Source organism: Streptomyces sp. NPDC004051 (genome assembly GCF_053604275.1).
Window position 1 is genome coordinate 103,089 of the sequence record NZ_JBSGHG010000009.1, and the last position, 22,561, is coordinate 125,649.

Genomic DNA, 22,561 nt, shown 5'->3' on the forward strand with positions numbered 1-22,561 from the left:
GGGACCGGTACCGGTCCCGGACAGGGAAAGAAGGGGAGCTGGGGACATGAAGGGCACTGTTGGTGAGCTCGGGGAGTTCGGGCTCATCAGGGAGCTCACCTCCCGTCTCACCACCACACCGGCGGTCCGGGTCGGCCCCGGCGACGACGCCGCGGTGGTCGCCGCACCCGACCGCAGGGTCGTGGCCAGCACCGACATCCTGCTGGAAGGCCGGCACTTCCGCCGCGACTGGTCCACGGCCTACGACGTCGGCCGCAAGGCCGCCGCCCAGAACCTCGCCGACATCGCCGCCATGGGCGCCGTACCGACCGCGTTGCTGCTCGGCCTGGTCGTCCCCGCGGAACTGCCGGTGACCTGGCCCTCGGAGCTGATGGACGGCTTGCGCGACGAGTGCCAGGTCGCGGGCGCCGCGGTGGTCGGCGGAGACGTCGTCCGCGGCGACACGATCACGGTCTCGATCACCGCGCTCGGTGACCTGCGCAACCAGGAGGCGGTGACCCGGGGCGGCGCACGGCCCGGCGACCTCGTCGCGGTGACCGGCTGGCTCGGCTGGTCCGCGGCCGGGCACGCGGTGCTCTCGCGCGGCTTCCGCTCGCCGCGCGCCTTCGTCGAGGCGCACCGCCGCCCCGAACCGCCGTACCATGCGGGCCCGGCGGCCGCGGGGCTGGGCGCGACGGCGATGTGCGACGTGAGCGACGGACTGATCGCCGACCTCGGGCACATCGCCGAGGCCAGCAAGGTACGCATCGACATCCGTTCCGGGGCGATCGACATTCCCTCCCAGATGAACGACATCGGGCAGGCCGTCGGTGTCGACCCCATGCAGTGGGTGCTGACCGGGGGAGAGGACCACGCGATCGTGGCCACCTTCCCGCCGGACGTGAAACTGCCCGCCCGCTGGAAGGTGATAGGCGAGGTGCTCAACCTCTCGGCGCTGCCCCAGGTGACGGTCGACGGGGCCCCCTGGACCGCTCAGGCCGGCTGGGACCACTTCGGGGGGATCGAGTCATGAGCGCAGGGACGGCTCCGCCGAGGGTGCTGACCGTGGCCGGCTCGGACTCCGGCGGAGGCGCGGGGATCCAGGCCGACCTGAAGACGATGCTCGCGCTGGGCACGCACGGCATGAGCGTGGTCACCGCGGTGACCGCGCAGAACTCCCTGGGCGTGCAGGGCGCCTGGCCGCTGCCGGTGGAGGCGGTACGGGCCCAGTACCGCAGCGTCGTCGACGACATCGGCGTCCAGGCGGTCAAGACCGGCATGCTGGCCTCCGCCGAACTCGTCGAGACGGTGGCCGAGCTGATCTCCGGGACCCGGGCGCCGGTGGTCGTCGACCCGGTCGGAGTCTCCAAGCACGGGGACGCGCTGCTGGCGCCCTCCGCGCTGGACTCCGTACGGACGAAGCTGCTGCCGGTCGCCACCGTGGCCACGCCGAACCTGGATGAAGTGGCGCAACTCACCGGTGTGCGCGTGGAGTCGGAGCAGGACTTCCGCCGGGCCGCGGAGGCGCTGCTGGAGTTCGGGCCGCAGTGGGTCGTGATCAAGGGCGGTCACCTCGCCGGGGACACGGGCGAGGCCGTCGACCTGCTGACGGACGGTGCGCAGGAGCACTGGCTGCGCGCCCCGAGGTACGACAACCGGCACACCCACGGCACGGGCTGCACCCTCGCCTCGGCGATCGCCGCCCATCTGGCGAAGGGCAGGACGGTGCCGGCGGCGGTGACGGCCGCCAAGGAGTACGTCACGGGGGCGCTCGCGGCCGGATTCGCGCTGGGCGGCGGAATCGGACCGGTGGATCACGGCTGGGCGCTGACGCGGTCCGACGGGGTCTGAGCGCCCCCGCCGTGGCGCCGGCCGTACGGGCACGGCAAAAAGCCGGTCCACTTTCGGGTGGACCGGCTCAATGCGGTGGACCAGCTGTGGCCGCGCGCTCGGTGAGAGCGTCAGCGCGAGACCTTGCCGGCCTTGATGCACGAGGTGCAAGCGTTCACGCGCTTCGGCGTCCCGCCCACCACGGTACGCACACGCTGGATGTTCGGGTTCCAGCGACGGGGCGTACGGCGGTGCGAGTGCGAGATGTTGTTGCCGAAGCCCGGCCCCTTGCCGCAGACGTCGCAGTTGGCAGCCACGGGTCACTCCAAAGACTTCAGATGCACTTACGGTTGATCCCGGCACGGCCGGGATCAGGATGCCGGAGCTCCAGGAGCCCTTGGGAATCTGAGTGGCTTTGCCAGGGAGAGGCCCGATTCGGATCGGGCAACCGGAGCAGCATACAACGGCTGCACCAGTAGAACGAAACTACCATGGCAGCTCAGAGGGCCGTCCCGGCCCGCTTCCGCCGCCCGGCGCCCCAAGGTCTACGCTGCGAGCCACGGCCGGCAGCTCAGGGAGGCGCAGGTGGCGCAGGTGCCGCAGACATTCTTCGATGCTCTCGCGGTGCGTGCCTGGTGCGGACTCGCGCTTGACGCCCTCGGCCGGGCGCGTGAGGAGATCGACGCGATCAACGTCTACCCCGTGGCGGACGGCGACACCGGTACGAATCTCTACCTGACGGTCGAGTCCGCCGCCACGGCGGTCGAGGCGGTGTTCGCGGGACACGAGGCCGAGCGGACCGACAGGGCTCACGACGGTGCGGGCCCCGACGGGACCCGGGGGCCCACGCTGGCCGACGCGGCGCGGGCGATGGCCCACGGCGCGTTGATCGGCGCCCGCGGGAACTCCGGGACGATCCTGGCGCAGCTGCTGCGGGGGATGGCACAGGTGCTGGCCGGGTACGGGACGCAGGCCCCCGTCGACGGCCGGGGACTGCGGCAGGCCCTGCGCACCGCGGCCGACTCCGCGCGGCAGGCCGTGGCCCACCCCGTCGAGGGCACCGTGCTCACCGTCGCCTCGGCCGCCGCCGACGCGGCCGGCGGCGCGGAGGGCGACTGCGGGGCGGTCGCGCGGGCGGCCTACGAGGGGGCCGGCGCGGCCCTCGCCGCGACACCGGGCCAGCTCGCCGTGCTCCGGCGGGCGGGAGTGGTGGACGCGGGCGGCCGGGGACTGGTGGCGGTGCTCGGGGCGCTGGTGGAGACGTTCACGGGGGAGACGCCGAGAAGCCCGGCGCCCGGCCCCGTGCTCCCCGCGCGCGGGGAGCACGGCCCGCCCGCCGGGTCCGCGGAGTGCGCCGAGGACGAGGGCGCGACGGGGCTCACCGGGCCCGCCTTCGAGGTGATCTACCTCCTGGAGGCCTCGGACGCGGCCGTGGAGCGGTTGCGGCAGCGACTCGACGGTCTCGGGGACTCGCTCGTCGTGGTCGGCGGCGACGGGCTGTGGAACGTCCACGTCCATGTCGACGACGCCGGCGCCGCCGTGGAGGCGGGGGTCGAGGCCGGGCGCCCGCACCGTATCCGGATCACGCACTTCGGCGCCGGCGACCCCCACGCCCCTGGCGCCGGGCGTCCGCTCCAGGAACGTGCCCGGCGGGCCGTGGTGGCCGTGGTGCCCGGAGAAGGGCTGGCCGGCCTGTACACCGAGGCCGGGGCGACCACGGTGCTCGCCCGGCCCGGCGAGCCGCCGGCCAGCGGTGAGCTCGTCGAGGCCGTGCGGCGGGCGCACGCGCGTGAGGTGGTGCTGCTGCCCAACGACGAGGAACTGCGCCACACCGCCGCCGCGGCGGCCGAACAGGCCCGCGCCGAAGGGCTCCGGGTGGCGCTCATCCCGACCCGCTCCGCGGTCCAGGGCATCGCGGCGCTCGCGGTGCACGAGCCGGAGCGCCGCTTCGACGAGGACGTGGTGGCGATGACCTCGGCGGCCGGCGCGACCCGCTACGCCGAGGTCACCGTCGCCGAACGGCAGTCCTGGACCATGGCCGGCATCTGCCAGGCCGGCGACGTCCTCGGCCTCATCGAGGGTGATGTGGCCGTGATCGGCGACGACGTCACGGCCACCGCCGAGGCCGTCCTGGACCGGATGCTCGCCGCGGGCGGGGAGATGGTCACCCTGGTCCTCGGCGACGAGACCCCCCACACCCTCGCCGCCCACCTGGAGGCCCGGGTCCGGGAGAACCACCTGGCCGTCGACACGGTGCTCTACCACGGCGGCAGACAGGGCGCCCTGCTCCTCATCGGCGTGGAGTGAACACCGGGCCCCTCCCGGCTCCCGCGTTCCCGCTTTGTCAGTGCCTTGGTGTGCAATGGATCTCGTGCCCGCACTGAGAGAACCACTGGAACAGCCGCTGAAGTCGGTGCTCGGCCCTCCCACCGCGAAGGTGATGGCCGAGCACCTCGGCCTGCACACGGTCGGCGACCTCCTCCATCACTATCCCCGCAGGTACGAGGAGCGCGGCCAGCTCACACACCTCGCCGACCTCCCCATGGACGAGCACGTCACCGTGGTCGCCCAGGTCGCCGACGCCCGTCTGCACACCTTCGCCTCCTCCAAGGCCCCGCGCGGCAAGGGCCAGCGCCTGGAGGTCACCATCACGGACGGCAGCGGCCGGCTCCGTCTGGTCTTCTTCGGCAACGGCGTCCACAAACCGCACAAGGAACTCCTGCCGGGCACCCGCGCGATGTTCGCCGGCAAGGTCTCCGTCTTCAACCGCCGTCTCCAACTCGCCCACCCGGCTTATGAGTTGCTGCGCGGTGATGGGGAGGAGAGCGTGGAGACCTGGGCCGGCGCGCTGATCCCGATCTACCCCGCCACCGCCAAGCTGGAGTCCTGGAAGATCGGCAAGGCGCTCCAGACCGTCCTGCCCGGCGCCCGGGACGCCGTGGACCCCCTGCCCGGCGCCCTGCGCGAGGGGCGCGGCATGATCCCGCTGCCCGAGGCCCTGCTGAAGATCCACCGCCCGCAGACCAGGGCCGACATCGAGGACGCCCGCGCCCGCCTCAAATGGGACGAGGCCTTCGTCCTCCAGGTCGCCCTCGCCCGCCGCCGCCACGCCGACGCCCTGCTTCCCGCCGTCGCCCGCAGACCGAGGCCGGACGGCCTGCTCGCGGCCTTCGACGACCGCCTCCCCTTCACGCTCACCGAGGGCCAGCAGAAGGTCTCGGAGGAGATCTTCGACGACCTGGCGACGGAACACCCGATGCACCGGCTGCTCCAGGGCGAGGTGGGCAGCGGAAAGACCCTGGTCGCCCTGCGCGCCATGCTCGCCGTCGTCGACGCCGGGGGACAGGCGGCCATGCTCGCGCCCACCGAGGTGCTCGCCCAGCAGCACCACCGGTCGGTCACCGAGATGATGGGCGAGCTGGCCGAGGGAGGAATGCTCGGCGGGGCGGAGAACGCCACCAAGGTGGTGCTGCTCACCGGTTCCATGGGCGCGGCGGCCCGCCGCCAGGCCCTGCTCGACCTGGCCACCGGTGAGGCCGGCGTGGTGATCGGCACCCATGCGCTGATCGAGGACAAGGTCCGGTTCCACGACCTGGGCCTGGTCGTCGTCGACGAGCAGCACCGGTTCGGCGTGGAACAGCGCGACGCCCTGCGCGGCAAGGGCAAGCAGCCCCCGCACCTGCTCGTCATGACCGCCACCCCCATCCCGCGCACGGTCGCGATGACCGTCTTCGGCGATCTGGAGACCTCCGTCCTCGACCAGCTCCCGGCCGGCCGCTCGCCCATCGCCAGCCATGTGGTCCCCGCCGCCGACAAGCCCCACTTCCTGGCCCGCGCCTGGGAGCGGGTGCGCGAGGAGGTCGAGGGCGGCCACCAGGCGTACGTGGTCTGCCCGCGCATCGGTGACGAGGAGGACGATCCGGGGGCCGGGAAGAAGAAGCCGCCGGAGGCCGCGGGGGAGGCCGATGCCGAGAAGCGTCCGCCGCTCGCCGTCCTCGACGTCGCCGAGCACCTGGCTAAGGGACCGTTGCGGGGCCTTCGCGTGGAGGTCCTGCACGGCAGGATGCAGCCCGACGACAAGGACGCCGTCATGCGCCGCTTCGCCGCGGGTGAGACCGACGTCCTGGTCGCCACCACCGTCATCGAGGTCGGGGTCAACGTCCCCAACGCGACCGCGATGGTGATCATGGACGCGGACCGCTTCGGCGTCTCCCAGCTCCACCAGCTGCGCGGCCGGGTCGGACGCGGCTCGGCCCCCGGCCTGTGCCTGCTGGTCACCGAGATGCCCGAGGCGAGCCCGGCCCGGCAGCGGCTGGGTGCGGTCGCCGCCACCCTGGACGGCTTCGAGCTATCCCGCATCGATCTCGAGCAGCGCCGCGAGGGCGACGTCCTGGGCCAGGCCCAGTCCGGCACCCGCTCCAGCCTGCGCATGCTCGCCGTCATCGACGACGAGGAGATCATCGCCGAGGCCCGTGAGGAGGCGGCCGCGGTCGTCGCCGCCGACCCCGAGCTGGAGCGTCTGCCCGGGCTGCGCACGGCCCTGGCCGCCCTGCTGGACGACGAGCGGGAGCAGTACCTGGAGAAGGGCTGACAGACTGGAGCCACCTTCGGGTACCCGGCACCCGGCCACGGACGGGGACGCGCCCCGAACGCACCGACAACGCCGACGAGACCGGCAACGCCGACAACGCTGATAACGCCGACAACGCTGATAACGCCGACAACGCCGATAGCGCCGACAAGGCCGACAAGGACAAGGACCAGGACATGACCCGCGTGATCGCCGGCCGGGCCGGCGGGCGCCGCCTGGGCGTACCGCCGGGCAACGGCACCCGACCCACTTCCGACCGGGCGCGCGAAGGTTTGTTCTCCACCTGGCAGGCCCTCCTCGGCGGCCCGCTGGAGGGCGAGCGCGTCCTCGACCTGTACGCCGGCTCCGGCGCCGTGGGCCTGGAGGCCCTGTCCCGGGGAGCGGGGCACGCCCTCCTCGTCGAGGCCGACGCCAGGGCCGTCCGCACGGTCCGGGAGAACATCAGGGCACTGGGACTGCCCGGCGCCGACATCAGACCGGGCAAGGCGGAACAGGTCATCCGCACGCCCCCGCCGGCGACCGGGCCGTACGACCTCGTCTTCCTCGACCCCCCGTACAGCGTCTCCGACGACGATCTTCGCGAGATCCTGCTCACACTCCGCTCCGGGGGGTGGCTCGCCGAGGAGGCCGTCGTCACCGTGGAGCGCAGCACCAGAGGCGGAGAGTTCGGGTGGCCGCCCGGTTTCGACGCGATCCGGGCCCGTCGCTACGGCGAGGGAACGTTTTGGTACGGTCGCGCCGCCTCTACGTGCGAAGACGCACGATGACCGGACCGGAGAGCGAGGGATCACAAGTGCGCCGCGCCGTATGCCCCGGGTCGTTCGACCCGATCACCAATGGACACCTCGACATCATCGGCCGCGCCTCCAGCCTCTACGACGAGGTCTACGTCGCGGTGATGATCAACCAGTCCAAGAAGGGCCTGTTCGAGGTCGAGGAACGGATCGACCTGATCAGCCGGGTCACCGCCGAGTACGGGAACGTACGGGTCGAAGCCTTCCACGGCCTCCTCGTCGACTTCTGCAAGCAGCGCGAGATCCCCGCGATCGTCAAGGGCCTGCGCGCGGTCAGCGACTTCGACTACGAGCTGCAGATGGCCCAGATGAACAACGGCCTCTCGGGTGTGGAGACCCTGTTCATCCCCACCAATCCCACCTACAGCTTCCTGTCGTCCTCCCTGGTCAAAGAGGTCGCCACCTGGGGCGGCGACGTCTCGCACCTGGTGCCCCCGGAAGTCCTCTCCGCGCTCTCCGAGCGGCTGCGCAGGGACTGAGCGCCGCCGGGGCGGCCGCCCGGGGGCGGTGGGATCCCGGCGATCCGACGGCCGGTGTTCCCCGCCCGGCCCGGGGCCGTACAGTCGTTGCGTCCGTCTCCAACACAGCTGTAGAGAGTGGCGAGCACACGGTGGACGTGCAGAAGAAGCTGGACGAGATCGTCGCCGCGGTCTCCGGTGCCCGGTCGATGCCCATGTCGGCCTCGTGCGTGATCAACCGCGCAGAGCTGCTCTCGATGCTCGAAGAGGTGCGCGCGGCGCTGCCCGACTCCCTGGCCCAGGCCCAGGAACTCATCGGCGACCGCGAGCAGATGGTCGAGCAGGCCCGCAAGGAGGCCGAGCGGATCATCGAGGGCGCGCACGCCGAGCGCGGCTCCCTGATCTCGGGCACGGAGGTCGCCCGCCGCTCCCAGTCCGAGGCCGACCGGATCCTCGCCGAGGCCCGCAAGGAGGCCGAGGAGGTCCGCGCGGAGGCCGACGACTACGTCGACTCCAAGCTCGCCAACTTCGAGGTCGTCCTCACCAAGACGCTCGGCTCGGTCGGCCGGGGCCGCGAGAAGCTGCTCGGCACCGGGCCCGGTCTGGACGAGCAGGGCTATGAGGATGACGACGCCCCCGAGCGCAGTCACGACCCGGAGACCCTGCGCCGCAGCGCCGACGAGTACGTCGATGTCAAGCTCGGCGCCTTCGAGGCGGTCCTCGCCAAGACCCTGGAGGCGGTGGGCCGGGGCCGTCAGACCCTGCACGGCCGGATCGCCACCGACGACCTCGGCGCCCTCGCCGAGGACCCCACCACGATCCAGCACTCCAGCGACGCCGACTACCTCGCCGACCTCGCGGCCATGCCGGACCTCCCGGCCCAGCGGGCCCCGCAGCCGCCGCAGGAGGCTCCGCAGGTCCCCCGGCAGGACCCGCAGCAGCAGGAGTACGCCCAGCAGGAGGCGTACGGCTACCAGCAGCCCGACCCGTACGGCGGCTACCAGCAGCAGTACGGCGGCGAGCAGGACCAGTACGGAGGCGAGCAGGACCCGTACGGCTACCAGCAGCAGGCCGTCCAGCAGGACCCGTACGCCGCCTACCAGGGCTACGAGACCCCGCAGCAGCCGGCGTACGACCCCGGCCAGGCCCAGCAGGGCTACGTCCCGCAGCAGCAACAGACCCCGGGCGTCCTGGACGAGACCAGCCTCTTCGACACCAGCATGATCAGTCCCGAACAGCTGCGGGCCTACGAACAGGGCCGCGGCAACGGCTGACCGGGCTCGTCACCGGCCGCCGCGGAACCGGATTGGGCGGAGAGCCGAAGGTCCAGTATCCTGGCTCCTCGGTCGTGTGCACATCCGCGATCCACGCTGCCCGCGAACTCCACGGGTCGGCGTTCCCCAAGCTCGAAGACCGAAAGCAGGAATGGCCCTGAACGCCCGCCTCGACCACCGCAATCCCCTCGTGTTCGACACGCACGAGCTGGGACGGAGGCCGGGCGCGCTGCAGCGGCTGACCCGCTCGGTCGAGGCACCCAGGGACTTCGGTGTCCAGGGAGTCGTCGGAGTGCCGGAAGGCGCCCCGGTGGAGCTTGAGCTCCGGCTCGAGTCGGTCATGGAAGGGGTGCTCGTCACGGGCACCGCCCGTGCGACGGCCGAGGGGGAGTGCGTAAGGTGTCTGGAGCCGCTCGAGCTGGAGCTCGTGGCGGATTTCCAGGAGATGTTCTCGTACCCTGACGCCGACGACCGGGGCCGTGTGATCGCGGAGCCGGGCGACGACGCCGAGGACGACGAGGACAGGCTCTTCCTCGAGGACGGCATGCTCGACCTCGAGACCGTGCTGCGTGACGCGGTGGTGCTCGCACTGCCGATGCAGCCGGTGTGCCAGGACGACTGCCCCGGCCTGTGTTCCGAATGCGGAGCCCGGCTCGCGGACGACCCGGACCACCACCACGACGCCGTCGACATCCGTTGGGCGGCACTGCAGGGACTCGCCGGTTCACTCGAAGACGGCGAGAAGGACGAGATGAGCGGCGACGGTCCAGGATCCGCGGACGCCGCCGAGAAGCAGGAGAAGTAGCCGTGGCTGTTCCGAAGCGGAAGATGTCGCGCAGCAACACGCGCCACCGCCGGTCGCAGTGGAAGGCTGCGGTCCCCACCCTGGTTGCGTGCGAGCGCTGCCACGAGCCCAAGCAGCAGCACATCGCGTGCCCGTCTTGCGGCACCTACAACAAGCGCCAGGTCCTCGAGGTCTGAGCGGCTGGTGAGAGGCACTGTGTCCACGCCCAAGAAGCAGTCGTCCCGCGTGAGCGGGAGCGGACCGGCGGACAACAACCAGGCCTCGTCCCACACGCTTCTGGAAGGGCGGCTCGGCTATCAGCTCGAGTCCGCCCTTCTGGTGCGTGCGCTGACCCACCGTTCCTACGCGTACGAGAACGGCGGCCTGCCGACGAACGAGCGGCTGGAGTTCCTCGGGGACTCCGTGCTCGGCCTCGTCGTCACGGACACGCTGTACCGCACCCACCCCGACCTGCCCGAGGGCCAGCTGGCCAAGTTGCGGGCCGCGGTGGTCAACTCGCGTGCGCTGGCGGAGGTGGGCCGCGGGCTCGATCTCGGTTCCTTCATCCGGCTCGGCCGCGGTGAAGAGGGCACAGGCGGCCGGGACAAGGCGTCCATCCTCGCCGACACCCTCGAAGCGGTGATCGGCGCGGTCTATCTCGACCAGGGCCTCGACGCGGCCTCCGAACTGGTGCACCGCCTGTTCGACCCGCTGATCGAGAAGTCCTCGAACCTCGGCGCCGGCCTGGACTGGAAGACCAGCCTCCAGGAGCTCACCGCGACCGAAGGGCTCGGCGTGCCCGAGTACCTGGTCACGGAGACCGGACCCGACCACGAGAAGACCTTCACTGCTGCCGCCCGCGTCGGAGGCGTCTCGTACGGCACCGGCACCGGCCGCAGCAAGAAGGAAGCGGAGCAGCAGGCCGCCGAGGCCGCCTGGCGGTCCATCCGGACCGCGGCCGACGAGCGAGCCGCTGCGGCCGAGGCCGCCGCGGACGAGCCGGCTGCCGAAGTCGCCGTCGACGCGGGTGCCGAACCGGCCGCCGGCGCACCGTCGGCCTCCGCCTGACGCCACACACGCCGAGTGCGACCCGAGCGTCCGCCCCGCCGGGGCGGACGCTCGGGTCGCACTCGTGGACCGATCCTCGGAAGGGGGAACGATGCCCGAGCTGCCCGAGGTCGAGGTCGTACGGCGGGGACTGGAGCGGTGGGTCGCCCACCGGACCGTCGCCGAGGCCGAGGTGCTGCACCCGCGTGCGGTACGCCGCCACCTCGCCGGTGCCGAGGACTTCACACACCGTCTGAAGGGCCGTCGTGTCGGTGTCCCGAGCCGCCGCGGCAAGTACCTGTGGCTGCCCCTGGAGGGCACGGACCAGTCCGTGCTGGCCCACCTCGGCATGAGCGGCCAGCTGCTGGTCCAGCCGCACACGGCGGTGGACGAGAAGCACCTGCGGGTCCGGGTCCGCTTCACGGACGCCCTGGACACCGAGCTCCGCTTCGTCGACCAACGCACCTTCGGCGGGCTGTCGTTGCACGAGAACACCCCCGAGGGCCTGCCCGACGTCATCGCGCACATCGCCCGCGACCCGCTCGACCCGCTCTTCGACGACGACGCCTTCCACCGGGCACTGCGCCGCAAGCGCACCACCGTCAAGCGGGCCCTGCTGGACCAGTCGCTGATCAGCGGCGTCGGCAACATCTACGCGGACGAGGCGCTGTGGCGGGCCCGCATCCACTACGAGCGCCCGACGGAGACCTTCACCCGCCCGCGCTCCCAGCTCCTCCTGGACCATGTGCGGGACGTGATGAACGCCGCCCTCGCGGTGGGCGGCACCAGCTTCGACAGCCTCTACGTCGACGTCAACGGCGAGTCGGGCTACTTCGACCGGTCCCTGGACGCCTACGGGCGGGAGGACCTGCCCTGCCGCCGCTGCGGCACGCCGATACGCCGGCGGCCCTGGATGAACCGGTCCAGTTACTTCTGCCCGAGGTGTCAGCGGGCTCCGCGCGCGTCGTAACTCTCCCGCGCCAGCAGGACGTCGTCCATGCTGTCCTCCAGGAAGTGGATGAGGGACAGCACGCGCCGCGCGGCCTCGTGGCCCAGCGGGGTGAGTTCGTAGTCCACCCGGGGCGGGTTGGTCGGCTGTGCCTCGCGGTGCACCAGGCCGTCCCGTTCCAGCGCGTGCAGCGTCTGGGACAGCATCTTCTCGCTCACCCCGTCGACGCGGCGGCGCAGCTCGTTGAAGCGCAGCGAGCCCCCGGACAGCGCCCCGAGCGTCAGCGCGCCCCAGCGTCCCGTCACATGCTCCAGCGTGCCGCGTGAGGGGCACTCCTTGGCGAACGCGTTGTAGGGAAGCCCCGGATCCCCGGGCTCGCCCGAGTACCGCCGCGTGGTCGTCATGCGATCAGCGTACTTCAGCGCAGCGCTTACCAGCAGAACGCACTAACCGGAAGTCAGTGCCGGTAGGTGCCGAGGAACGCCGAGAAACACGGAGGGCGGCCCGGGAAGCCCCGGACCGCCGTCCACGTCAGTGCGGTGCGTACTCCCGATGTCCGGCTAGTAGCCGAAGTTCTGGGTCCACCACGGGCCGCCCGATCCGAAGTGCACGCCCACGCCCAGCGTCTTGAAGTCGCAGTTCAGTATGTTCGCCTTGTGGCCGGGACTGTCCATCCAGGCTTCCATCACGGCCGCGGCGGTCGCCTGGCCGCGGGCTATGTTCTCCCCGCCGAGGTCGGCTATCCCGGCCGCCTTCGCCCTGTCCCACGGGGTGTCGCCGTCGGGGTCCGTGTGGTCGAAGAAGCCGCGCTCGGCCATGTCCTGGCTGAACGCCGCGGCCAGACCCGTCAGCGCGCTGTTCGCGGCGACCGGGCTGCAGCCCACCTTGGCCCGCTCCTGGTTGACCAGCTGGAGCACCTGGGCCCCGGCGGCGGCCTCCTCGGAGACGGTCACCGGACTGCTCGGCGCCTGCCTCTCCGGCTCCGGAGCGGTCTTGCGGGGCGGTGTCGTCGTCTCGGGCTTCTCGCTCGGCGTCGCCGCCGGCTTCTGCTGCTCCGGCGCCTTCTCCGGCGCCTCCGTCTCCGGGGGCTTCGACTGCTCGGCCGAGGGGGTCGACGGCGCGGGCTTCGGCGAGGTGGAGCGCTCGCCGTCGCGGCTGGCGGGGGCGCCGGCCTCACGGCTCTGGTTCTCGAGGCTGCCCGAGGTGCCGCCCTGCTCGCCGGGGGTGTTGGTCGGGGTGCCCGCGGCCTCCACCGTCTCGCCGGGGGAGCTGTCGCCGCCGAGCTTGTAGCTCTCGAGGCCCGGCACCGCGCCCGTGGCCACCGCGACCGTGCCGAGGGCCACCGCGGCGGAGACTCCGAGCAGCCCGGTGCGCACCGGTGTCGCGGCCTTCTTCTTCCGGCGCCGTCCGCCCGGGCCGCCCGAGTGCCGGTCACCGTCGCCGGGCGTGAAGCCGTCGTCGGGGAGACCGCCCCGCGGGGCGCCCCTGGGCGGGAGGTCGTCGCTCATGAAGACGGCCGTCTCGGCGACGGACGCGGAGCGGTCGGGGCCGGCCGGGAAGCCGCCGGGGCGGTCGTTGCCGTGGTTCGCCTGGAAGGCGGCTCCGGAGGGGGCGCCCTGCGCGAAGCCGTCCTGGGGGAAGCCGTTCTGCGTGAAGTCGCCTTGGGCGAAGTCGTTCTGCGCGAAGTCGTTCTGCGCGAAGCCGTCGGGGGTGTAGCCGTCGCCGGGGCCGTCCTCCGTCGCGAAGAGGTAGGCCTCGCTCCTCGCGGACGTCTCGGCGTACGCATCCGGGTTCAGGTAGGGGGCGATGCCCATCGTCGGGGCGTCCGCCGCGTGCGCGCTCAGCGGGTCGTGGCTCCCGTGGTACCGGCCGTCGTGCTGAGTGACCTCCGTGGCGGCGCGGCCCGTGGCGGCGCGGCCGGCGTCGGAGCGTCGGTGGCGTCCCATGTCCTGGCCTTCCTGGTCCTTGCGGTCGACTCGTCCTCGCGATCAACACGAAACTCACACGATCGAGTGAGTTTCATATGAGATTCGTTTGACCGGGACGGTACCGCATGGCGCATGGGGAGGGAGTGCCCCGCGGGACATTGTCCGGTTAGGTTGCAGTCATGAGCGAGGACGTGCGACTGATCGCCTGGGTGCGAGGAAGGGTCCAAGGTGTGGGTTTCCGCTGGTTCACGCGGGCCAAGGCGTTGGAGATCGGCGGCCTGAGTGGCTTTGCTCTCAATTTGGGCGACGGCCGGGTCCAAGTGGTCGCGGAGGGCTCCCGGGAGCGCTGTGAGAGCCTGCTCGACTGGCTCCAGGACGGCGACACGCCCGGACAGGTGGACGGGGTCACCGAGATATGGGACACACCCCGCGGCGGCTACGAGGGCTTCGCCATCCGTTGATCCCGCCGCCCTCCCGGAACTCCCGGGGCTCGGGGAGGGCGCCCCGGCCGGTCCGAAAGCGCGGAAAGTTCCTGGTGATTGCCAAGAACCCCTCCGTCGTGGGAGGCTTCCCCGCGCATCCGGTCCACCACGCCCCGAGGGTCGGTACGAGCGGCGCCGCCCCCGTCCGACGGCCGTGCGCGCTCGGCCATCCGCCGATACGGGGCGTGATCGTGTTGACCGTCAAACTTTTTGGTGAGACGCTGAAAGCCCCGCGCACCTTAGCTGTTTGGCATGGCTGAACGGCAGCACAACTCCAGGTCTGCCAAGCACCGCGGGTGCTCATCCCTCACGACCCACACCGCACAGGTCGGTCACGCATTGTGGAGGACCATCCATCATGGCAAAGGCGCTTCTCGGTTACGTCGGCGGCTCGGACCCTCGACTCCTCGCCGAGATGCGACGGCTCCAGCGGCGCGTCCAGGACCTGGAATCCGAACTCGTACGGATCCAGGCGGAGAACGACGAGCTCGCGGCTGCCGCTTCTCAGGACAGGATCATGGAGAGCGTTGACGCACACCAGGCGGAGCCTGCGCTGACCTGATCGCTGCACCGCTCCACCCCGGCAGGGCAGCGGTCGGTTCGCCCGTCACCACCGCCACGTCGTCAGAAGTGCAAGGGACGCCCCGGCGTCCCTTCTTTCCTGGCCTTCCCCCGCCTCCGTACCCCCTGGTACCCCCTGCGCCGCCCGGTTTCCCGGTTCCTTGACCCGCGCATCCTTTCACCGTCTTTAACGTTTGGTGTGCCCTGCGCGTTCACCTGTGAAACCGCCGGTTCATGGAGTGGGACATCCCGGACAGGTAGAGTCCGGCCACGTGCACCTCAAGGCCCTGACCCTCCGAGGCTTCAAGTCCTTCGCCTCGGCGACCACGCTCCGGTTCGAACCGGGCATCACGTGCGTCGTCGGTCCGAACGGCTCGGGCAAGTCCAACGTGGTGGACGCGCTCAGCTGGGTCATGGGCGAGCAGGGCGCCAAGTCGCTGCGCGGCGGCAAGATGGAGGACGTCATCTTCGCCGGCACCACCGGCCGCCCGCCGCTCGGCCGCGCCGAGGTGTCGCTGACCATCGACAACGCCGACGGCGCCCTGCCCATCGAGTACGCCGAGGTCACCATCACGCGGATCATGTTCCGCAACGGCGGCAGCGAGTACCAGATCAACGGCGACACCTGCCGCCTCCTCGACATCCAGGAACTGCTCTCCGACTCCGGCATCGGCCGGGAGATGCACGTCATCGTCGGCCAGGGCCAGCTGGACTCCGTGCTGCACGCCGACCCGACGGGCCGCCGCGCCTTCATCGAGGAGGCGGCCGGTGTCCTCAAACACCGCAAGCGCAAGGAGAAGGCGCTGCGCAAGCTGGACGCGATGCAGGCCAACCTCGCGCGCGTACAGGACCTCACCGACGAACTGCGCCGCCAGCTCAAACCCCTCGGCCGCCAGGCCGCGGTCGCCAGAAGGGCCGCCGTCGTCCAGGCCGACCTGCGCGACGTCCGGCTGCGCCTCCTCGCCGACGACCTCGTGCGGCTGCGCGACGCGGTCGCGGCGGAGATCGCCGACGAGGCCGCCCTCAAGGAGCGCAAGGACACCGCCGAGCGGGAACTGCGCACGGCGCTCCAGCGGGAGGCGGCCCTCGAGGACGAGGTGCGCCGGCTCGCTCCGCGCCTGCACGGCGCCCAGCAGACCTGGTACGAGCTCTCCCAGCTCGCCGAGCGGGTGCGCGGCACCGTCTCGCTGGCCGAGGCGCGGGTGAAGAGCGCGACCTCCGCACCCCCTGAGGAGCGCCGGGGACGCGACCCGGAGGACATGGAGCGCGAGGCCGCCCGCGTCCGCGAGCAGGAGGCCGAGCTGGAGGCCGCCCTCGAGGCCGCCGAACACGCCCTGGAGAACACGGTCGCCCACCGCGCGGAGCTGGAACGCGAGCTCGCCCTGGAGGAACGGCGGCTGAAGGACGCCGCGCGCGCCCTCGCCGACCGGCGCGAGGGGCTCGCCCGGCTCACGGGCCAGGTGGGTGCGGCCCGTTCGCGTGCCGCGGCGGCCCAGGCCGAGATCGAACGCCTGGCCGCGGCCCGCGACGAGGCCCAGGAACGGGCCGTCGCCGCCCAGGAGGAGTACGAGGCCCTGCAGGCCGAGGTCGACGGCCTCGACGCCGACGACGCGGAACTCGCCGGACGGCACACGGAGGCCGAACGGCGGCTCGCCGAGGCCGAGGCCGCCCTCACCACGGCCCGCGAGGCGGTCACCGCCGTCGAACGCGAGCGCGCCGCGACCCGGGCCCGCCACGAGGCCCTCGCCCTCGGCCTGCGCCGCAAGGACGGCACCGGCGCGCTGCTCGCGGCGCAGGACCGGCTCGCCGGACTGCTCGGTCCCGCCGCCGAACTGCTCACCGTGACCCCGGGCCACGAGGTCGCCCTCGCCGCCGCCCTCGGGGCCGCCGCCGACGCCCTCGCCGTCACCGGCCCCGCCACCGCCGCCGACGCGATCCGCCTGCTGCGCAAACAGGAAGCGGGCCGCGCCACCCTGCTGCTCACCGGCACCTTCGACGACGGACCGCGAGAAGCACCCGCCGACGCACCGCACGAGCCGCCCGCGGAGGCTCCCGACAGTCCTCCCCGGGCCGCCGACCTGGTACGCGGACCCGCCGAACTCCTGCCCGCCGTACGCCGGTTGCTGCGGGACATCGTCGTCGTCGACACCCTGGAGGACGCCGAGGAGCTGGTGTACGCGCGGCCCGAACTGACCGCCGTGACCGCCGAGGGCGATCTGCTGGGCGCGCACTTCGCGCACGGCGGCTCGGAGGGAGCCCCGAGCCTGCTCGAGGTGCGGGCGTCCGTGGACGAGGCCGCCGCCGAGCTGGAGGAGCTCGGTGCGCGGTGCGAGGAACTGACCCTGGCCCAGCACACAGCGGCCGAGGAGCGCGGCCGGTGCGCGGCCCTCGTCGGGGAACTGGCGGAGCGGCGCCGGGCCGCCGACCGGGAGAAGTCCTCCGTCGCCCAGCAACTGGGCCGGCTCGCCGGGCAGGCACGGGGCGCGGCCGGGGAGGCCGAGCGTGCCGCCGCCGCGGCCGCCAGGGCGCGGGAGGCCCTGGACAAGGCGCTCACCGAGGTGGAGGAACTCGCCGAACGGCTCGCCGTCGCCGAGGAGAGCGCCCCCTTCGGGGAGGGGGAGGAGCCCGACTCCTCCGTGCGGGACCGGCTCGCCGCCGACGGGGCCAACGCCCGCCAGACCGAGATGGAGGCCCGGCTCCAGGTGCGTACGCACGAGGAGCGGGTCAAGGGGCTCGCCGGGCGGGCCGACTCCCTCGACCGGGCCGCCCGCGCGGAACGCGAGGCACGTGCGCGTGCCGAGCAGCGGCGGGCCCGGCTGCGGCACGAGGCAGCCGTCGCCCGGGCCGTCGCGGGCGGCGCCCGGCAGTTGCTCGCGCACGTCGAGGTGTCCCTCGCGCGTGCCGAGCAGGAGCGCGCCGCCGCCGAGGCCGCGAAGGCCCGCAGCGAGCAGGAACTCGCCCGGGCGCGCACCGAGGGGCGCGAGCTCAAGGCGGAACTCGACAAGGTGACGGACTCGGTCCACCGGGGCGAGGTGCTCGGCGCCGAGAAGCGGCTGCGGATGGAGCAGCTGGAGACCAGGGCGCTGGAGGAACTGGGTGTCGAACCGGAGGGGCTGGTGACGGAGTACGGGCCGCACCGACTGGTGCCGCCCTCGCCCCCCGCCGACGGGGAGGACCTCCCGGACGACCCCGAGCACCCGCGCAACACGCCCCGCCCCTTCGTACGGGCGGAGCAGGAGAAGCGGCTGAAGGCCGCCGAGCGGGCCTACCAGCAGCTCGGCAAGGTGAACCCGCTCGCGCTGGAGGAGTTCGCGGCACTGGAGGAACGCCACCAGTTCCTCGGCGAGCAGCTGGAGGACCTGAGGAAGACCCGCGCGGATCTGCTCCAGGTCGTCAAGGAGGTCGACGAGCGCGTCGAGCAGGTCTTCGGCGAGGCCTACCGGGACACGGCCCGGGAGTTCGAGGGCGTCTTCTCCCGGCTGTTCCCGGGCGGTGAGGGGCGGCTGGTGCTGACCGACCCCGACAACATGCTCACCACGGGCGTGGACGTCGAGGCGCGTCCGCCGGGCAAGAAGGTCAAACGGCTGTCGCTGCTCTCGGGCGGTGAGCGGTCACTGACCGCCGTGGCGCTGCTGGTGTCGATCTTCAAGGCGCGGCCGAGCCCGTTCTACGTCATGGACGAGGTCGAGGCCGCTCTCGACGACACCAACCTCCAGCGGCTGATCGGCCTCATGCGGGAGCTGCAGGAGGCCTCGCAGCTGATCGTGATCACCCATCAGAAGCGCACGATGGAGGTCGCCGACGCGCTCTACGGCGTCTCCATGCAGGGCGACGGCGTCTCCAAGGTCGTCAGCCAGCGCCTTCGTTAGGCCCGCGCACCCTGTGCATATTCATGATCATCCGTCTGTGTCCCGCATGCATGCCTTCGACTCTTGAAGTCAACTTCACAGAGTCTGCAGGCATCTGTTTCATAACCCCCCGTTGACTTCAGAACTTGAACGAATAGTCTTCGCCATGTTGCTTTTACCTTCAGGTACCTTCAGGTGGACCTCGAAGGGCTGACCCCCATCCGGCGATGTTGCCGGTGGCCCGAGGAGTTACACGTGACCAGCTCAGCGCAGGCGCAGTCATCAGGAGCCGGGACGGCTCACCCCGAGCATCTCGGGCACGTCATCTTCATCACGGCGGCGGCCGCCATGGGCGGCTTCCTCTTCGGCTACGACAGCTCCGTGATCAACGGCGCCGTCGAGGCCATCCGGGACCGCTACGACATCGGCTCGGCCGCGCTCGCCCAGGTCATCGCCGTCGCCCTGATCGGCTGTGCCGTCGGTGCCGCGACCGCCGGACGCATAGCCGACCGCATCGGCCGCATCCGGGTCATGCAGATCGCCGCGCTCCTGTTCACCGTCAGCGCCATCGGCTCCGCCCTGCCCTTCACCCTCTACGACCTCGCCTTCTGGCGGGTCGTCGGCGGCGTCGCCATCGGTATGGCCTCGGTGATCGGCCCGGCCTACATCGCCGAGGTCGCCCCGCCCGCCTACCGCGGCCGGCTCGGCTCCTTCCAGCAGGCCGCGATCGTCGTCGGCATCGCCGTGTCGCAGCTGGTCAACTGGGGCATCCTGAACGCCGCCGACGGCGACCAGCGCGGCACGCTGCTGGGCCTGGAGGCCTGGCAGCTGATGCTGGGCGTCATGGTCGTCCCGGCCGTGCTGTACGGACTGCTCTCCTTCGCCATCCCCGAGTCCCCCCGCTACCTGATCTCGGTCGGCAAGCACGAGCGCGCCCGGAAGATCCTCGAAGAGGTCGAGGGCAAGAACGTCGACCTGGACGCCCGCGTCAGCGAGATCGAGACGGCGATGCACAGCGAGGAGAAGTCCCGCTTCAAGGATCTCCTCGGCGGCAGCTTCTTCTTCAAGCCGATCGTCTGGGTCGGTATCGGCCTGTCGGTCTTCCAGCAGTTCGTCGGCATCAACGTCGCGTTCTACTACTCGGCGACGCTGTGGCAGTCGGTCGGCGTCGACCCGGCGGACTCGTTCTTCTACTCCTTCACCACGTCGATCATCAACATCGTCGGCACCGTCATCGCGATGCTCTTCGTCGACCGCATCGGCCGCAGGCCGCTCGCGATCATCGGCTCCGTCGGCATGGTGATCGGCCTCGCCCTGGAGGCCTGGGCCTTCTCCTTCGACCTCGTCGACGGCAAGCTGCCCGCCACCCAGGGCTGGGTCGCCCTGCTCGCCGCCCACATGTTCGTCCTCTTCTTCGCCCTGTCCTGGGGTGTGGTCGTCTGGGTCATGCTCGGCGAGATGTTCCCGAACCGGATCCGCGCCGCCGCGCTGGGCGTGGCCGCCGCCGCCCAGTGGATCGCCAACTGGGCCATCACCGCGAGCTTCCCGTCGCTGGCCGACTGGAACCTCTCCGGCACCTACGTGATCTACACGGTGTTCGCGGCGCTCTCCATCCCGTTCGTCCTGAAGTTCGTCAAGGAGACGAAGGGCAAGGCCCTGGAGGAGATGGGCTGACCGCGCCCACGGGACCGACGGTCCACGGGACCCGTCCCACCCGAGCCCGAGGAGAGGGGTTCAAGTCCCCGCTGCCCCTCTCCTCGTACATCGCCGCCCCGCTCCGGACGACCCGTCCGGGCCGGGGCGGCGGCGTGTCCGCACCGTGCGCCGCACGTCCTGACCCGCGCCCCGTCGGCCGACGGACGCCGCGCCGCCGGCCCGGGGCGGCACGGACCGTTCCACTGGGGCCGACCTCGGCTCGACCGGGCCGCCCATGACTGATACTGGACCCGTTATGGACATCGTCATCCTTGCTGTAGTCATCGCCGTGGTCGTGTTCGGTGTGCTCGGCGGGCTCATTGTCGGCAGCCGCCGCAGGAAGCAACCGCCCCCGCCGCCGCCCACCGCACCCGACATCACCGCCCCTCCGGCCGAGCCGCACGTCGGCGACGAGGCCGAGACGCCGCGGGAGGAACCGCGGCGCACCATCGAGGAGGTTGATCTTCCGGACGGCTCCGCCCCGGTCGTCGTCGAGGAGCCGCCCGCCGAGGCTCCCGCGATCGAGATCCCGGAGCCCACCGCCGGCCGGCTCGTCCGGCTGCGAACCCGTCTCTCCCGTTCACAGAACGCCCTGGGCAAGGGCCTGCTCATCCTGCTCTCCCGCGAGCACCTCGACGAGGACACCTGGGAGGAGGTCGAGGACACCCTGCTCACCGCCGACGTCGGCGTGCAGCCCACCCAGGAGCTGGTCGAGCGGCTGCGCGAGCGCGTGAAGGTGCTCGGCACCCGCACCCCCGCCGAACTGCGCGGGCTGCTCCGCGAGGAGCTGGTCACCCTGGTCGATCCCACGATGGACCGCACCGTGCGCACCGAGACCGGGACCGGTGGTCCGGGCGTCGTGATGGTCGTGGGGGTCAACGGCACCGGCAAGACCACCACCACCGGCAAGCTCGCCCGTGTCCTGGTCGCCGACGGCAACACCGTCGTCCTCGGCGCCGCCGACACGTTCCGCGCCGCCGCCGCCGACCAGCTCCAGACCTGGGGCGAGCGCGTCGGCGCCCACACCGTGCGCGGTCCGGAGGGCGGCGACCCGGCCTCCGTCGCGTTCGACGCGGTCAAGGAGGGCAAGGAGATGGGTGCGGGCGTCGTGCTCATCGACACCGCCGGCCGACTGCACACCAAGACCGGTCTGATGGACGAGCTCGGCAAGGTCAAGCGGGTCGTGGAGAAGCAGGCCCCGCTGGACGAGGTGCTGCTCGTGCTCGACGCCACCACCGGTCAGAACGGCCTGGTCCAGGCCCGGGTCTTCGCCGAGGTCGTCGACATCACCGGCATCGTGCTCACCAAGCTGGACGGCACGGCCAAGGGCGGCATCGTGATCGCCGTCCAGCGTGAGCTGGGCGTCCCGGTCAAGCTGATCGGCCTCGGCGAGGGCGCGGACGACCTGGCGCCGTTCGAGCCCGAGGCGTTCGTGGACGCGCTCATCGGGGAGTGACCCCGAGGCGGCCCGCCGGACGGCATCCGCACCGACGCGAAGAAGCGCCCGCTTCCGGAAACCCGGAACCGGGCGCTTCGCCGTGCCACCCCGCGTACGGCTCCGGGGCCTGCGGCTGCGGCTTCCGGCGCCGACACCGACGCCTGTGCTGTGCCTATGCCTGCGACCGGTGCACGACGTACGCCAGCGTGCCCAGGAGCAGACGGGCCTCGGGCGGGCGGGGGACCGAGTCGAGGGCGGGGGAGCGCAGCCAGCGCACCGGGCCGAGGCCGCCCCGGTCCGAGGCCGGCGCCGTGATGTGCGTACCGGGGCCGAGACCGCGCAGATCGAGGGCGGACGGGTCGTCCCAGCCCATGCGGTAGAGCAGCTCGGGGAGCGCGGCGGCGGCGCCGGGGGCGACGAAGAACTGGGCCCGGCCGTCCGGGGTGGCGGCGACCGGGCCCACGGGCAGGCCCATGCGCTCCAGCCGGGCCAGGGCGCGGCACCCGGCGGGCTCGGCCACCTCGATCACGTCGAACGCCCGCCCGACCGGCAGCATCATCGCGGCGCCCGGGTACCCGGCCCAGATCTCCGTCACGTCGTCCAGCGGGGCCCCGGCGGGGATCTCCGGGGCGAGGTCGAGCGGATGCGCCCCCGGCGCCCGGCATCCCGTCCGGCCGCAGGAGCAGGCGCCGGCCGCGGCGCGGGCGCCCGGCACCACGTCCCAGCCCCACAGCCCGGTGTACTCCGCCACTTCGGTGCCGTCCGACACGCGTCCCCGGCGGCGTGAGCCGGACCGGATGTCGCGGATGCCCCGGCTGATGCCGATCGTGAAGCCCATGCCCCCTCCAACGGGTCCGACGCACCGGCGGTTACGCAGCGGGCGCGACGCGTGACTCTCTGTTC

20 protein-coding genes are annotated in these 22,561 nt (G+C 72.2%); 16 read left to right on the forward strand and 4 right to left on the reverse strand.

The annotated features are described in order from the left end of the window. Positions 1–46: 46 nt before the first annotated feature. Both ACWEQO_RS12960 and thiD read left to right on the forward strand, forming a co-directional pair. Positions 47–1,012, forward strand: a complete 966-nt coding sequence (locus tag ACWEQO_RS12960; RefSeq protein WP_361452964.1) for a thiamine-phosphate kinase — start codon at positions 47–49, stop codon at positions 1,010–1,012. Next, positions 1,009–1,830, forward strand: coding sequence for a bifunctional hydroxymethylpyrimidine kinase/phosphomethylpyrimidine kinase (gene thiD / locus ACWEQO_RS12965; RefSeq protein WP_452982134.1), 822 nt, complete (start codon positions 1,009–1,011; stop codon positions 1,828–1,830). Before ACWEQO_RS12960 ends, thiD begins: the two co-directional genes overlap by 4 nt. A 110-nt stretch (positions 1,831–1,940) precedes the next feature. Here the strand turns inward: thiD and rpmB are convergent, their stop codons facing one another. After that, on the reverse strand, positions 1,941–2,126 hold the full coding sequence (gene rpmB / locus ACWEQO_RS12970) for a 50S ribosomal protein L28 (RefSeq protein ID WP_004924906.1): 186 nt from the start codon (positions 2,124–2,126) through the stop codon (positions 1,941–1,943). Positions 2,127–2,394: 268 nt separating this feature from the next. Between rpmB and ACWEQO_RS12975 the strand changes: the two genes are divergently transcribed. The 9 genes from ACWEQO_RS12975 (at position 2,395) to mutM (ending at position 11,727) form a co-directional block, all read left to right on the forward strand. Further along, complete coding sequence (locus ACWEQO_RS12975) at positions 2,395–4,116, forward strand: DAK2 domain-containing protein (protein WP_452982137.1); 1,722 nt, start codon at positions 2,395–2,397, stop codon at positions 4,114–4,116. Between the two features lie 55 nt (positions 4,117–4,171). Beyond that, a complete protein-coding gene (recG, locus tag ACWEQO_RS12980) occupies positions 4,172–6,400 on the forward strand; it encodes an ATP-dependent DNA helicase RecG (protein WP_452982140.1) in 2,229 nt (742 codons plus the stop codon). A 176-nt stretch (positions 6,401–6,576) separates the two neighbouring features. After that, the gene (rsmD, locus tag ACWEQO_RS12985) at positions 6,577–7,167 is read left to right on the forward strand and encodes a 16S rRNA (guanine(966)-N(2))-methyltransferase RsmD (RefSeq protein WP_361452976.1); all 591 of its coding nucleotides are present in this window, start codon (positions 6,577–6,579) and stop codon (positions 7,165–7,167) included. A 26-nt stretch (positions 7,168–7,193) separates the two neighbouring features. Continuing rightward, positions 7,194–7,673 (forward strand): pantetheine-phosphate adenylyltransferase, encoded by a 480-nt coding sequence (gene coaD, locus ACWEQO_RS12990; protein WP_361452979.1) that lies wholly within the window; start codon positions 7,194–7,196, stop codon positions 7,671–7,673. 131 nt (positions 7,674–7,804) lie between these two features. Further along, on the forward strand, positions 7,805–8,926 hold the full coding sequence (locus ACWEQO_RS12995; RefSeq protein ID WP_452982145.1) for a cell division initiation protein: 1,122 nt from the start codon (positions 7,805–7,807) through the stop codon (positions 8,924–8,926). Positions 8,927–9,077: 151 nt separating this feature from the next. Continuing rightward, a complete protein-coding gene (locus ACWEQO_RS13000; protein WP_361452985.1) occupies positions 9,078–9,731 on the forward strand; it encodes a YceD family protein in 654 nt (217 codons plus the stop codon). Between the two features lie 2 nt (positions 9,732–9,733). Then, positions 9,734–9,907 carry a 50S ribosomal protein L32 gene (gene rpmF / locus ACWEQO_RS13005; protein WP_003951102.1) on the forward strand — a complete coding sequence of 58 codons (174 nt, stop codon included), beginning with the start codon at positions 9,734–9,736 and terminating at the stop codon, positions 9,905–9,907. Positions 9,908–9,914: 7 nt separating this feature from the next. Further along, a complete protein-coding gene (gene rnc / locus ACWEQO_RS13010) occupies positions 9,915–10,778 on the forward strand; it encodes a ribonuclease III (RefSeq protein WP_452982148.1) in 864 nt (287 codons plus the stop codon). Positions 10,779–10,869: 91 nt separating this feature from the next. Next, positions 10,870–11,727 carry a bifunctional DNA-formamidopyrimidine glycosylase/DNA-(apurinic or apyrimidinic site) lyase gene (gene mutM / locus ACWEQO_RS13015; RefSeq protein ID WP_361452988.1) on the forward strand — a complete coding sequence of 286 codons (858 nt, stop codon included), beginning with the start codon at positions 10,870–10,872 and terminating at the stop codon, positions 11,725–11,727. On the opposite strand, the gene ACWEQO_RS13020 is transcribed toward mutM, so the two are convergent. Beyond that, positions 11,703–12,110 carry a winged helix-turn-helix transcriptional regulator gene (locus ACWEQO_RS13020; protein ID WP_361452991.1) on the reverse strand — a complete coding sequence of 136 codons (408 nt, stop codon included), beginning with the start codon at positions 12,108–12,110 and terminating at the stop codon, positions 11,703–11,705. The two genes, mutM and ACWEQO_RS13020, sit on opposite strands and share 25 nt — an antisense overlap. 156 nt (positions 12,111–12,266) lie before the next feature. Beyond that, a complete protein-coding gene (locus ACWEQO_RS13025; protein ID WP_452982152.1) occupies positions 12,267–13,652 on the reverse strand; it encodes a CAP domain-containing protein in 1,386 nt (461 codons plus the stop codon). Between the two features lie 161 nt (positions 13,653–13,813). Between ACWEQO_RS13025 and ACWEQO_RS13030 the strand changes: the two genes are divergently transcribed. From ACWEQO_RS13030 to ftsY, 5 genes are all read left to right on the forward strand, one after another. Beyond that, positions 13,814–14,095, forward strand: a complete 282-nt coding sequence (locus ACWEQO_RS13030; protein ID WP_361452997.1) for an acylphosphatase — start codon at positions 13,814–13,816, stop codon at positions 14,093–14,095. A 379-nt stretch (positions 14,096–14,474) separates the two neighbouring features. Next, positions 14,475–14,678 (forward strand): hypothetical protein, encoded by a 204-nt coding sequence (locus tag ACWEQO_RS13035; RefSeq protein ID WP_279333674.1) that lies wholly within the window; start codon positions 14,475–14,477, stop codon positions 14,676–14,678. Between the two features lie 271 nt (positions 14,679–14,949). Continuing rightward, positions 14,950–18,546: a chromosome segregation protein SMC gene (smc, locus tag ACWEQO_RS13040; protein ID WP_452982156.1), complete on the forward strand. Its 3,597-nt coding sequence runs from the start codon at positions 14,950–14,952 to the stop codon at positions 18,544–18,546. A 234-nt stretch (positions 18,547–18,780) separates the two neighbouring features. Then, positions 18,781–20,199 carry a sugar porter family MFS transporter gene (locus ACWEQO_RS13045; protein ID WP_361453003.1) on the forward strand — a complete coding sequence of 473 codons (1,419 nt, stop codon included), beginning with the start codon at positions 18,781–18,783 and terminating at the stop codon, positions 20,197–20,199. Positions 20,200–20,476: 277 nt separating this feature from the next. Further along, on the forward strand, positions 20,477–21,676 hold the full coding sequence (gene ftsY, locus ACWEQO_RS13050; protein ID WP_452982159.1) for a signal recognition particle-docking protein FtsY: 1,200 nt from the start codon (positions 20,477–20,479) through the stop codon (positions 21,674–21,676). Positions 21,677–21,830: 154 nt separating this feature from the next. Here the strand turns inward: ftsY and ACWEQO_RS13055 are convergent, their stop codons facing one another. Beyond that, positions 21,831–22,496: a bifunctional DNA primase/polymerase gene (locus ACWEQO_RS13055; RefSeq protein WP_452982162.1), complete on the reverse strand. Its 666-nt coding sequence runs from the start codon at positions 22,494–22,496 to the stop codon at positions 21,831–21,833. Positions 22,497–22,561: the final 65 nt, after the last annotated feature.

Bases quoted from the DNA above. Each gene is read 5' to 3' on its own strand.
- ACWEQO_RS13000 (WP_361452985.1), top strand. From the start codon at position 9,078: ATGGCCCTGAACGCCCGCCTCGACCACCGCAATCCCCTCGTGTTCGAC.
- ACWEQO_RS13055 (WP_452982162.1), bottom strand. From the start codon at position 22,496: ATGGGCTTCACGATCGGCATCAGCCGGGGCATCCGCGACATCCGGTCC.
- ACWEQO_RS13030 (WP_361452997.1), top strand. From the start codon at position 13,814: ATGAGCGAGGACGTGCGACTGATCGCCTGGGTGCGAGGAAGGGTCCAA.
- ACWEQO_RS12960 (WP_361452964.1), top strand. From the start codon at position 47: ATGAAGGGCACTGTTGGTGAGCTCGGGGAGTTCGGGCTCATCAGGGAG.
- ACWEQO_RS13025 (WP_452982152.1), bottom strand. From the start codon at position 13,652: ATGGGACGCCACCGACGCTCCGACGCCGGCCGCGCCGCCACGGGCCGC.
- rsmD (WP_361452976.1), top strand. From the start codon at position 6,577: ATGACCCGCGTGATCGCCGGCCGGGCCGGCGGGCGCCGCCTGGGCGTA.
- mutM (WP_361452988.1), top strand. From the start codon at position 10,870: ATGCCCGAGCTGCCCGAGGTCGAGGTCGTACGGCGGGGACTGGAGCGG.
- recG (WP_452982140.1), top strand. From the start codon at position 4,172: ATGGATCTCGTGCCCGCACTGAGAGAACCACTGGAACAGCCGCTGAAG.
- ftsY (WP_452982159.1), top strand. From the start codon at position 20,477: ATGGACATCGTCATCCTTGCTGTAGTCATCGCCGTGGTCGTGTTCGGT.
- ACWEQO_RS13035 (WP_279333674.1), top strand. From the start codon at position 14,475: ATGGCAAAGGCGCTTCTCGGTTACGTCGGCGGCTCGGACCCTCGACTC.
- thiD (WP_452982134.1), top strand. From the start codon at position 1,009: ATGAGCGCAGGGACGGCTCCGCCGAGGGTGCTGACCGTGGCCGGCTCG.
- ACWEQO_RS13020 (WP_361452991.1), bottom strand. From the start codon at position 12,110: ATGACGACCACGCGGCGGTACTCGGGCGAGCCCGGGGATCCGGGGCTT.